Genomic DNA, 12,062 nt, shown 5'->3' on the forward strand with positions numbered 1-12,062 from the left:
CAAATTGACAGAGATAAATAAAAAGAGTAACGTAATTGTATATTCATTTAAATCGCATAAAATTAATCGGATTAATTAAAATTTAAAGATGTGGAATCTAATGATATAAAGGAGGAATTTTTTTGAGCGACTCACAATCTAGTACGACCAAGCGCTGTATAACAGCCGAGGATTTATATCGACTTCACTGGGTTAGCGATCCAGCTATTCATCCTATTAGTGGTGAAATCGCTTACGTAGAACAGTATATTAATAAAGAGTGGACAGATTATAACTCAGGAATTTGGCTATTATCGTCCGAAGGCGCTAGCGCATTACCCTTTACATACGGACCGAAAGATGAAACGCCTGTCTGGTCACCAGATGGATCACAACTAGCTTTTCTCCGTACAACAGACGGCAAGCGCCAGGTGTGGATTATTCCAGAACGCGGAGGGGAGGCACGACAGCTTACACACGTAGAGAACAATGTTCGTTCATTAGCCTGGTCTCCTGATGGGACTTGCATATCGTTTGTAGCTAAAACGGCCGAGAACCCGTCAAGCCCTACATCCGATGGAGGAACTCAGGAGGCACAACTTAAGGGACGAGTCGTTAATCGAACGAAAGCTAAATCCGACGGATATGGACTGTGGGATGATACTCGTGATCACTTGTATGTAACTGATGTGACTTCGGGGCACACAGTTCAACTGACTTCCGGCGCTTATGATGTGGCGGAGCCTGTGTGGTCACCGGATGGTCAACGTATTTTATTCGTCGCCAGAATAGCAGAGCATTCGAAAGAGGATACGGATTTACGTAAGCAGAATGATTTGTTTACGATAGCTCCTGCAACTTCAAATGGTGATGCAGCAGCACCGCTTAAGCTGACCCATTCTGAACTGCACATCGAGAGTGCTGCTTATTCTCCTGACGGTTCAACGATTGCCTTTTACGGTCATGATCGACATGCCAAAGGCGCTACTCAGACCCGACTGTACACGGTTCCTTCCAGTGGGGGGACGGCAGTATGCGTTAGTGAGACGCTTGACGCTCACCTCGGTAATGCGGGTATGAGCGACATGCGTTCACATCTTCATATAGGACCACCACGCTTCAGTGCGGACGGTCAATCCCTGTATACGCTGGTAACCCTTGAAGGAAATGTACACGTATATCAGTTTACGCTTGATGGAACTTTTAAAATTTTAACGCAAGGAGAACGGGAAATTTACCAATTCGAACTTACTTCGGATGAGCGGCATATCATTGCGGCTTCCACCGATGTTTCTTTACCAGGCGATTTGTTCCGGGTTGCGATCCATTCAGGAACTGAGGAACGGCTGACACGAGTGAATGACTCTCTGTTTGATGAGATTGAGATCAGTGTGCCTGAGAGCTTCTGGACTGAGGTTGAGGATGGACGACGGGTGCAGGGATGGGTGATGAAGCCTGCTGGGTTTAAGGAGGGGGTATCCTATCCTGCTATTTTGGAGATTCACGGTGGTCCTCATGCCATGTATTCCAATTCTTTTTTTCATGAATTTCAGTTGCTGGCCGCTCAGGGGTATACAGTCATCTACACGAATCCGGGAGGAAGCCGAGGGTATGGACAGTCTTTCACCAATGTCGTCCTTGGAGATTACGGCGGACGCGATTACACCGATCTGCTGAGCGCAGTGGACGAGGCTATACGTCAATTTCCATTCATTCATCCGGAAAGGCTGGGTGTAACAGGAGGCAGCTATGGTGGCTTTATGACAAACTGGATTGTCGGCCATACCGATCGTTTCCGCGCAGCTGCGACCCAGCGCTCCATATCTAACTGGCTGTCCATGTATGGAGTGAGTGACATAGGGTACTCGTTTACTGAAGATGAAGTCGGCGGGAATCCGTGGGAGGATTGCGAGCTTTTGTGGAGGCAATCTCCGCTGGCTTATGTGCAGCAAATCAACACACCGCTGCTCATATTACACGGGGAGCAGGATCTGCGATGTCCTATAGAGCAGGGAGAGCAGCTGTTTACAGCATTACGTCGCTTGGGGAAACCTACGCAATTTGTCCGTTTTCCAGCTTCAAGTCACGAGCTTTCACGAAAAGGGCACCCGCAGCTTCGCGTGGAACGACTGCAACGTATTACCAATTGGTTTGCCCAACACGAATTATAAGTAAATCGATTTCTTGTATTAATGTAAAAATGTCAGGTCCTAACCATAGGACTTGGCATTTTTAGTATGCCTTGCTACAATTCTCTCAACCTCATACAAAAGGAGATATATAATGGCCGAGCCCTTAAAAAATATGTACACGGAGAATTTTCTTCAACTATTCGGTGAAAAAGTACAGTCTGCGTACAGGCCGTTCGATACCAACGGATTCATCCATCAAGTGATGGATGAAAAATGGGATGAACTGGAGCTAAAAGAACGAATACGACGTATTTCGTTAACATTAGGGGCATTTTTGCCCAGTAAATATGAAGAAGCTCTGGATATTCTTTTTGCTATAGACGAGCATTGCAGTGGTTTTCCATACTTGTTTTTCCCCGATTTTGTGGAGGTGTATGGGCAGGGAGAAGAGCATTGGGAACTGTCCATGAAGGCACTGGAGCGATTCACCTCTAAGTCCTCTGCGGAGTTCGCCGTGAGACCCTTCCTTCTGCGTGAACCGGAACGGATGATGCGGCAGATGACGACCTGGGCCGGACAACAAAGTGAACACGTCCGCCGACTTGCCAGCGAAGGCTGTCGTCCACGGCTACCCTGGGGACAGGCGTTGCCTGTGTTTAAACGCGATCCTGCTCCAGTATTGGCCGTATTGGAACTACTGAAGGCCGATCCATCACTGTATGTACGTAAAAGTGTAGCCAACAACCTGAACGATATTGCCAAGGATCATCCTGATGTGGTCATTGCCACGGCTCAACGGTGGAAAGGAACACATCCTGACACCGACTGGATTGTGCGTCATGGCTGTCGGACCCTGATTCGCAAATCCATCCCCGAAGTGATGGCAATGTTCGGCTATGCGGATGAAACAGACGGGGCGCCGTTAGTCACGGGAGCCTCTTTCACCACAGACCCTGCCATGCTAAAGCTTGGTGATAGCTGTGAGTTGAGCTACGCGCTTCAGCTTCGTGAAGGTGACCCGGTACGAGTCCGCATCGAGTACGGCATCGACTTTGTGAAGGCGAGAGGACAAGTCTCACGTAAACTGTTTTTGCTATCTGACAAAACGGTCCCTGGAGGAACCCATCTTACAGGTACACGGACACACCGTTTTGCAGACCTGACCACTCGTCGCCATTATGCGGGAGCGCACCGGATTGCACTGCTCGTAAACGGTCAGGAAGCGACTTCTACAGTGGTAGAACTCCAGTTGTAAATCACGATAGTAGTGAAGAAAAAGAGCCTGTAATTAGGCTCTTTCTTTTTGTCGTTCGCTTTACAAATTTATTTTTTTCCAAAAAAAATGATTCTGGTATTAGAACCTGGTACTAAGACGTGTTATACTACAGTAAGAAAGTGGATCTCATCTTATGTATAAAGGGGAAGGTATAATTTGACAGATCAACAACAATGGCTTGCGCCTGAATATTACAATATGACTTCGGAAATGGAACACCATGATGCTGGTAAAACCGCACTCAAGTGGCTGAGTGAGACAGGAGAATACGAAGAAATCACCTATGGAGAGCTGTTGAAAAAGGCTAACCGACTGGCTGGAGGACTCGCAAATCTGGGATTTAACAAAGGTGACAGAGTTCTGGTCGTAGTACCACGGCGTATTATTGCGTATGTAATTTATCTGGCCTGCTTGAAACTTGGGCTTGCTGTCATTCCATCTTCAGAAATGCTACGTGCCAAGGATATTGCATTTCGTCTTCGCCATTCAGAAGCGCGCGCAGTCATTGCCTGGACCGGAGTAACAAGCGAAGTGGACAAAATAAATGATGATTTGCCTGCTCTGGATTATCGCATCGTGGTCTCCGGGGACGACACGGCAGATGTATCTGGCTGGCTCGTGCTGAATGAGCTGATGGATGGACAGGAAGATACTTTTGAAGCTGTGAAGACGCACCGTGACGACATGGCCATTCTGGCCTATACTTCCGGCACCACGGGAAATCCTAAAGGTGTTGTACATAGCCATGGCTGGGGATATGCCCATCTGCGGATAACATCACCATGGTTGGATATTCGAGCTTCAGACGTAGTATGGGCTACAGCTGCACCAGGATGGCAAAAGTGGATTTGGAGTCCGTTTTTATCTGTACTGGGGAATGGAGCGACCGGATTCGTATATAATGGTCCGTTTCGTCCGGGTCGCTATTTGCAGTTCATACAGCAGTACGGAATCCAAGTGTTGTGCTGTACGCCGACAGAATACCGGATTATGGCGAAAACGGATGGTTTGGATCAATATGATCTATCCCAATTGCGCAGCGCAGTTTCTGCGGGAGAGCCTCTCAATCAGGAGGTCATTAATAAGTTTCAGGAGCAGTTCAACATTACGATTCGTGACGGCTACGGTCAAACAGAGAGCACATTAATTATTGGTAATTTAAAGGATGCACCTCTGCGCACAGGCTCGATGGGCAAATCTATTGCACCGGGACTCGTTGAGGTCGTAGACGAGGAGGGCATTCCGCTGGCTTCGGGGCAAGTGGGGGATATTGCAGTGCGTGCCGATCTGCCGGCATTATTCCATACGTATTACCATGATCCAGAACGCAAATTAGCTAGTGTCCACGGAGATTATTTTGTTACGGGAGACCGGGCTCGCAAAGACGAGGATGGATATTTCTGGTTCGAAGGACGTGGTGATGATATCATTATCAGTTCTGGCTATACTATTGGTCCTTTTGAAGTAGAGGAAGCGCTTATGAAGCATGACTCCGTGCAGGAATGTGCTGCCGTAGCCAGCCCTGACGAAATCCGTGGACATGTTGTAAAAGCTTTTGTCGTACTCAAAGCTGGGGTAGAAGGATCACCAGCGTTAGTGAAGGAACTGCAACATCATGTGAAAACATGGACGGCACCTTATAAATATCCACGAAAAATAGAGTTTATTCAAGAGCTTCCTAAAACCAGCTCGGGTAAAATACGAAGAGTGGAGCTACGTGAACTGGAGAAGCAGTCCGTACTGTAGTGATGAAATCATTCAATATAATCAAAACGGAACAGGAGCGTGGAAAAATGAGTACATTTGAATCATTGTTGGAGCAATACGCAGAACTGGTCGTAAGAGTAGGGGTTAACATTCAGCCCGGACAGGCGTTTTTGGTAACTGCACCACTGGAAACTGTTGAGTTTACACGCCTGATTGTCAGCAAAGCCTATGAAGCAGGCGCTAAATATGTACAGGTAGAGTTCGAGGATGATTCCATTACACGTAGTCGTTTTGAACATGGTGACGAAGCCAGCTTTGATTACTACCCTACTTGGAAGGCAGAAATGATGGAGAAATTTGCCGAAGAGGGTGGAGCCACACTAACGATTAAAGTGCCGAACCCGGATTTATATCAAGGCATTGATCCACAAAAGGTATCTCGTGCGACTAAGGCGGCAGCTACGGCGAGAGAAGGTTTTTCCAAATATACCCGAAATCATAAAATTAGCTGGTGTTTGATTAAAGCGCCGACGAAGGCTTGGGCCGATAAAGTATTTGCAGATATAGCAGAAGAGGATCGTATACGTGTCATGTGGGATACAATCTTCCAAATGAACCGTGTAGATGGCTCTGATCCTATTCAGAATTGGCAGAAACATTTGAAAAACCTTGAACAGGTACAAGACAAGCTGAATCATAAAAAGTATAAAAGCCTCCATTATCGTGCACCAGGAACAGATTTGAGAATTGAACTGGCTGACGGTCATATTTGGCGCAGCGGTGGTGGTGAGAACGAGCACAGAGATTATTTTGTCGCGAATATGCCGACAGAAGAAGTGTTCACGATGCCTAAGCGTACAGGTGTGAATGGTCATGTCACAAGTACCATGCCACTCAATTTAAATGGACAACTGGTGGATCGCATAACGTTTACCTTTAAGGACGGTAAAGTCACTGAATATACAGCAGAATCCGGCGAGCAGCATCTGACTCATTTGCTCACTACGGATGAAGGGGCCAGCTATTTGGGAGAAGTTGCACTGGTGCCGCACGATTCACCGATTTCCAATCTCAATCGCATTTTTTACAATACAGGTATTGACGAAAATGCCTCCTGCCACTTGGCTCTAGGCAGTGCGTATCCATTTAATATGGAAAATGGGACACAAATGAACCGGGAGGAGCTGCTCCAGAACGGTGCCAATGTCAGCCTGACTCATGTGGACTTCATGATCGGCTCAGCTGAACTGGATATTGACGGCGAATTGCAAGACGGAAGCAAAGAAGCCGTGTTCCGCAAAGGAAATTGGGCTATTTAGGCCTTTTTTCAATCTCCATTCAATCGACCCGCAAACGATCTCATTCGTTATGCGGGTTTTTCTATTCCCTAAATCTCAAATTGCTCCTTGTTTTGTGAAATATAAAGTGCTAAACTGAGTTCAAACAGTAATTTAAACAACGTTTTAATTATTGTTTGAAAAGTCATTTACATAAAATCGTCCCATTTCATTCATCCGTTATGATTGGACGAAACAGGAGGAGGAAAAACATGAATCACCCAGACAAAAAACAACAAACCAAAGAAAAAATCTTAGACGCTACGCTGGAATTTATTCAAAAGGAAGGTTTTGAGGCGGTTACAATCAGAAAAATTGCCGACCTATCTGCTACTAATATTTCTTTAGTTAATTATTATTTTGGGTCCAAGGAAAATCTGCTCAGTGAAGCTATTGAAGTGATATTAAATGGCTTTCAGCACACCTTTTCTATTTTGGACAACACAGCGATGCCCCCCCAAGATAGACTGAAACAATTTTTACTTAACTATCTACAGGTCATTCGTCAATATCCAGAGCTTCTTTCGCGAATTATTGCCATGGGCAGCACGCCCTTTACATCTCAACAGGAATACGGAAGGTTTTTAAACATCATGGGATTTCCAAAGGTTCAGAGCACGATCAAGGAGCTGACAGGTGAGCAACAGCCGGAGCGCTTGTTAGCGATGATGCTGCAAATATTTGGAGCTATTTTTCTGCCTGCACTGATGAGTCCAATTCTTGAATCAGGGGCAGTTGTGGAAATACCTTCAGTAGAGGAACAATTAAATCTGCTGTTCGAAAGATATTTTGATCAAAAATAAATCATAGGGGTGACTAATATGAATCTTTTGAGAAAATATTGGCAAGATGCAGGGGCTATAACCGGTGTGGTTGTATGTATTGTTTTACTTATGAATCCAGCTATCCTTTCGGATATAACAGGCATGTTATGGTTGAGTTTTGTGGCTATATTGTTTCATCAATTTGAGGAGTACCGCTGGCCTGGATATTTTGCTGGTTTATTTAACAACGTTATGTTTAAAAGTGATACACCGGATCATTACCCCTTAAACACTCAATCAGCGATGATTATCAATGTGGCAATTGCCTATGTGTTTTATCTGCTCCCCGTATGGTTCCCGCAAGTAGTCTGGCTTGGACTCGCACCAATTTTTATGGGATTCTTTCAGGTCGTTTGGCACGGTATCGTTGTCAATATTAAAGCAAAAACCTTATATAATCCTGGCTTGTTTACGGCACTTCTCCTGCATGTTCCAGTCGGAATCTGGTATATTCATGAAATAGTACAGCGAGACATCCCAACGGCAATAGACTGGATTGCGGGTACGATCTACTTTGTTTTTGCTGTATACATCTTCATCATTAAAGGGAATATATGGTTGAAGAAGAGTGACTCTCCTTACTCCTTTTCTAAACAACAGCTGGGAGCTTACGGTCGTAAATAGGGTATGTTAGAAAATCATCAATGTCCTTGTTTACAAGTTGGATACAAGTAGAGGTATTCTGGAAACGAGGTTCGGTTACACTTGCTTTGTACCCATGAACAAGGAAAGAGTGATCTTATAATGAAGCATACACATCAATCTCATGATCGTAAAAAGTTGGCTTGCAAGCTAATCACCACTAGTGCTTTCTTGGCTATAGGTTTTGCTGTGATGACAGGATGCAGCAATAGCGGGGAAGCAAAATCAACTGCTCCTACTAAAGCAGAAACAGTCACACCACCTGCTAGTTCTACAGATCAAAACACGGATCCCAATACTAATGGGCAAAGCTCAACCTCTACCCATCAAGAAACTGCCAGTAGTACAGCTTCATCTCACAGTAAACACAGCTCCGCAGCCGCTATATTCAGCGCAGCCAAGCAGGGGACCTTACCGAATTTGCCTAAAGGTCTTGGCTTGGGAACTAGCAGCGATCTGTTATTTGAGCTGTGGGGGAAATCCGAGTCAGGTTCTACAGGTCCTATGAGAAGCTACGCTAAGTATCATACAGACATCGTGCTGGATGGAAGCGATAAAGTTACAGAAATTACATCTTCCGATCCAGACTATAAGAAGTTGCTTATCAAACAAGTTGTTGACGAATTGGGCCAACCTACGGAAACCGTTGACACCTCTAGAGACATACCTGACACAGCAGAAGCTAATTATACGATCAATAACACATCAGGACTTAGTTATTATTTAGTATTTTCCTATCAAACCAAAACGCAAAAGGTCAATTATATCCGATTATATTTTAACTCTAAGACGCCATAATTGGATGTATATAACAGAGTCGTTTCCGTCAGAATTGCGGAGGCGACTTTGTTCAAACTCATTGCATTTTTAGGTTATGTCGTTTATACTCATTTGTAATTGATTAATCACTAATCAGAAAACTGTGCTAAATAAAAGGATGAAAAAAACATGGCTAAAGCTACGTCAACATCTATAAATCGCCAAAAGGAAATCATATCTGCTGCCATTGAAGTGTTTGCAGAGATGGGCTACTACCGAGCTACAACAGCCAAAGTTGCGGAACGGGCCAATATTTCTCAGCCCTATGTCTTTCGTTTTTTCGCTACCAAGGAAGCGTTGCTTGTTGAAGCCTTGAAGGTTTCATTTGCACGTATCATAGACTCTTTTCACAGAGTTATTCATTCGGCCTCATCTGAACAGCTCGAGCAAGAGCTAATTGCAGCCTATTCGCAAATTATGATGGAATACCGCAATGAAACACTTTTGCAAATGCAGGCGCAGACGATCCGCGAGGATGAGGTTGTAAGCGTGATGCAGCAAGGATTCCGTGAAATTCATACGACGGTTTATGATGCTTTCCGACGGGCAGGTATTGAACAAGCAATGGAAAGAACGATGCTTTTTCTCGCCAGAGGTATGCTGTGTAATATTTCGATGTCGCTGGATCTACCAGAACTGATGAAAAAAGACGATTAATTTTGGTTTATGTATTAGAGTCGCGTTTTTGCGCGGCTTTTTTTGCTTTTAATTTTATTTTGTTCAAGACATGATTTCATTTGCTTCTGAGAAAAAACGGCCAAATAAGTTGACAAGAGAAGCGAGTCTCGTTATTCTAATACCCATAGGGGTATATGTATAAAGAAATTTAACTAAACTAAGTCCCCTCAAAAAACAGGCGGAGGTTATAGAATGTCATCAACTAACAATATCCAAGCAGATCATATTCTTGATTGCAAAGGGCTAGCTTGTCCTATGCCTATTGTAAAAACAAAAAAGGCTATGAATGAGCTCGTTCCCGGAAAGATTATAGAGGTTCAGGCGACTGACAAAGGTTCATTAGCCGATTTTCAGAACTGGGCTAAAAACACCGGACATCAATATTTGGGCACCCTCCAAGAAGGAGATGTAATGCGACATTATTTACGAAAAGCAAATCCGGCTGAAGTGAAGAAGGAGCAAATATTTTCTTCTACGATAAGCCATGAAGAGCTACAAGCAAAATGTTCTGGAAAAGAGAACTTCATTTTGCTTGATGTTCGTGAACCCGCTGAATTTGCGCTTAAACATATCCCTGGATCTAAGCACATCCCTCTTGGCGAACTGGAGAACAGACTTTCTGAGCTGAACTTGGAAGAAGAGATCGCAGTGATTTGCCAAGCTGGAGCACGCAGTGAAATGGCTTGTCAGTTCTTAGTTTCCAAAGGCGCTAAAAAAGTCAAATCTGTGCTTTCAGGCATATCCGAATGGGCTGGAGAAACTAAGGGAAGCGAATCCATATGAGTACAACAGCAGGAATTTATACAAATAATCAAGAACATGTTCAGTCCAAAACAACGATTGTATTATTCAGCGGGGAGCTGGATAAGGCGATTGCTGCATTCATTATTGCGAATGGAGCGGCAGCATATGATCATGAAGTAACTATTTTCTTTACTTTTTGGGGGCTAAATACGCTGCGCAAGGATGAAATCGTGAGCACCAATAAGGGAATGCTCGAAAAAGCCTTTGGCTGGATCATGCCTCGTGGACCCAAAAAGCTTGCACTATCCAAAATGAATTTTGCCGGACTCGGTCCACAGATGATCAAGCATGTCATGAAAAAGCACAATGCGCTTTCCTTGCCGCAGCTTATAGAGTTGGCACGAGAGCAGGGGATCAAGCTCGTCGCCTGTACCATGACCATGGATTTGTTAGGACTGCAGCAAGAAGAGCTAATCGACGGTTTGGAATATGCTGGAGTATCCGCCTACTTGGGGGATGCTTCGCAGGGGAAGGTGAATCTATTTATTTAGGGTATCCTATTTATTTTTTTGGTTTATAATATACCTATACGTGTATATGGTAAGTCAAAAAAGGAGTGCATTACTTATGGATTACAATTACAGTGATGAACTGAAAACGCGCCTGAGGAGGATTGAGGGACAGGTACGTGGGGTACTTCGTTTAATGGATGAAGGTAAATCGTGCAAAGACGTCGTTAGCCAGTTATCTGCCGTACGTAACGCATCAGATAAAGCGATTGCCCAAATTGTAGCAGAGAATCTGCAACGATGTATATTGGAAGAGCAAGAGGCAGGAGGAGACACGGATAAGCTGGTTAAAGAAGCGATTCAGCTTCTTGTGAAAAGTAGATAATCATGTCTCCAGAGTCCATGCTAGCGGGCAATGATGTTACTATGTACAAAATTACGGGAGCTGGCATACTGCCTTTACCCAGCCACATATATTGGACGTTGTTAAGAAGTTTTTTGATAAACATCTGAAAGATTAAGATTATATACTAGCCATAATTAAAGTTCGCTGCCTCTAGTTGGTAGCGGGCTTTTTTAATCGGACATTTTAGGAATAACCCTCTGTTTATGCTGAGGTAGACAGGTGTAAATAACACATAAGGAAAACAACTTCTTCCGGGAGGCCTATTTATGGAGGTATTTGTTACGATTGGTGTCAAATTGATCATCAGCTTTTTTGGCTTGTGGATCATTACTTTTATTACAGGTCGAAAAACACTCAGTCAGTTAACACCACTCGATTTCCTAACATCATTGGTGTTAAGCGAAATTGTGGGAAATACGTTATATGACGATAAGGTGACCATTGGGCAGCTTTTATTTGCTTTGGCACTATGGTGCGCGCTGGCCTACTTTTTTGAAAAGGCGACGACCCGTTTTGTGAAATTTGGATATATGGCAGAAGGTCGAACAGTGCTACTCGTGGATAAGGGCCAGGTCAATCAAGAGATGCTTGAAAAATATGATATAGAATTTACCCAGCTGCTCTCCATGCTACGCCAGCAAAATATTTTTTCTCTTCGTGAGGTCTGGTACGCCACGTTAGAAACGAATGGTTCATTGTCAGTCATGCGCAAACCCGAATACGAGCCACCCGCCGCTCAGGATATGGGAATAGATGCACAGCCTGACCTTTTTTCTGTTACAGTCATTGATAAAGGAAAGCTCCTGCACGAATCTATGCGTGGGAAGTCAATCGATATTGAAGAGATTAAAGTAAAGGTGCGCGAGCAGGGATATGATAGTATCGACGAAATCGCCTACGCAGAGTTTAGCGAGGATGGAACACTTCACATCGTGCCGATGAAAGAGAAAAAGCATCATAAAATTTGAATGATAGGCTACTACAGTTCTGCGCTTCTTACCGTGTATGG

12 protein-coding genes are annotated in these 12,062 nt (G+C 44.3%); all 12 read left to right on the forward strand.

The window, feature by feature from the left end; genetic code table 11:
* The first annotated feature begins 122 nt into the window (after window positions 1–122).
* The 12 genes from NSS66_RS20065 to NSS66_RS20120 all read left to right on the forward strand — a co-directional run bounded on the left by NSS66_RS20065 (window position 123) and on the right by NSS66_RS20120 (window position 12,021).
* Window positions 123–2,150, forward strand: coding sequence for a S9 family peptidase (locus NSS66_RS20065; protein ID WP_053325409.1), 2,028 nt, complete (start codon window positions 123–125; stop codon window positions 2,148–2,150).
* A gap of 112 nt (window positions 2,151–2,262) precedes the next feature.
* Complete coding sequence (locus tag NSS66_RS20070; protein ID WP_068939444.1) at window positions 2,263–3,366, forward strand: hypothetical protein; 1,104 nt, start codon at window positions 2,263–2,265, stop codon at window positions 3,364–3,366.
* Between the two features lie 177 nt (window positions 3,367–3,543).
* A complete protein-coding gene (locus NSS66_RS20075; protein WP_053325411.1) occupies window positions 3,544–5,133 on the forward strand; it encodes an acyl-CoA synthetase in 1,590 nt (529 codons plus the stop codon).
* 47 nt (window positions 5,134–5,180) lie between these two features.
* Complete coding sequence (locus NSS66_RS20080) at window positions 5,181–6,413, forward strand: aminopeptidase (RefSeq protein WP_053326566.1); 1,233 nt, start codon at window positions 5,181–5,183, stop codon at window positions 6,411–6,413.
* Window positions 6,414–6,643: 230 nt separating this feature from the next.
* The gene (locus tag NSS66_RS20085) at window positions 6,644–7,234 is read left to right on the forward strand and encodes a TetR/AcrR family transcriptional regulator (RefSeq protein WP_068939440.1); all 591 of its coding nucleotides are present in this window, start codon (window positions 6,644–6,646) and stop codon (window positions 7,232–7,234) included.
* 18 nt (window positions 7,235–7,252) lie between these two features.
* Entirely contained in the window at window positions 7,253–7,879 is a 627-nt protein-coding gene (locus NSS66_RS20090) for an HXXEE domain-containing protein (protein WP_068939438.1), read from the forward strand.
* 120 nt (window positions 7,880–7,999) lie between these two features.
* Entirely contained in the window at window positions 8,000–8,695 is a 696-nt protein-coding gene (locus NSS66_RS20095; RefSeq protein WP_340959626.1) for a DUF4309 domain-containing protein, read from the forward strand.
* 150 nt (window positions 8,696–8,845) lie between these two features.
* A complete protein-coding gene (locus tag NSS66_RS20100) occupies window positions 8,846–9,373 on the forward strand; it encodes a TetR/AcrR family transcriptional regulator (RefSeq protein WP_028541323.1) in 528 nt (175 codons plus the stop codon).
* A 213-nt stretch (window positions 9,374–9,586) separates the two neighbouring features.
* Window positions 9,587–10,177 (forward strand): sulfurtransferase TusA family protein, encoded by a 591-nt coding sequence (locus NSS66_RS20105; protein ID WP_028541322.1) that lies wholly within the window; start codon window positions 9,587–9,589, stop codon window positions 10,175–10,177.
* Window positions 10,174–10,689, forward strand: coding sequence for a DsrE/DsrF/DrsH-like family protein (locus NSS66_RS20110; protein WP_340959629.1), 516 nt, complete (start codon window positions 10,174–10,176; stop codon window positions 10,687–10,689). The genes NSS66_RS20105 and NSS66_RS20110 overlap by 4 nt, the downstream gene beginning before the upstream one ends.
* A gap of 76 nt (window positions 10,690–10,765) precedes the next feature.
* A complete protein-coding gene (locus NSS66_RS20115) occupies window positions 10,766–11,032 on the forward strand; it encodes a metal-sensitive transcriptional regulator (protein WP_013310304.1) in 267 nt (88 codons plus the stop codon).
* 287 nt (window positions 11,033–11,319) lie between these two features.
* Window positions 11,320–12,021, forward strand: coding sequence for a YetF domain-containing protein (locus NSS66_RS20120; protein ID WP_076295946.1), 702 nt, complete (start codon window positions 11,320–11,322; stop codon window positions 12,019–12,021).
* The last annotated feature ends 41 nt before the right edge of the window (window positions 12,022–12,062 follow it).

Source organism: Paenibacillus sp. FSL R10-2748, from assembly GCF_038005565.1.
GTDB lineage: Bacteria > Bacillota > Bacilli > Paenibacillales > Paenibacillaceae > Paenibacillus > Paenibacillus polymyxa_B.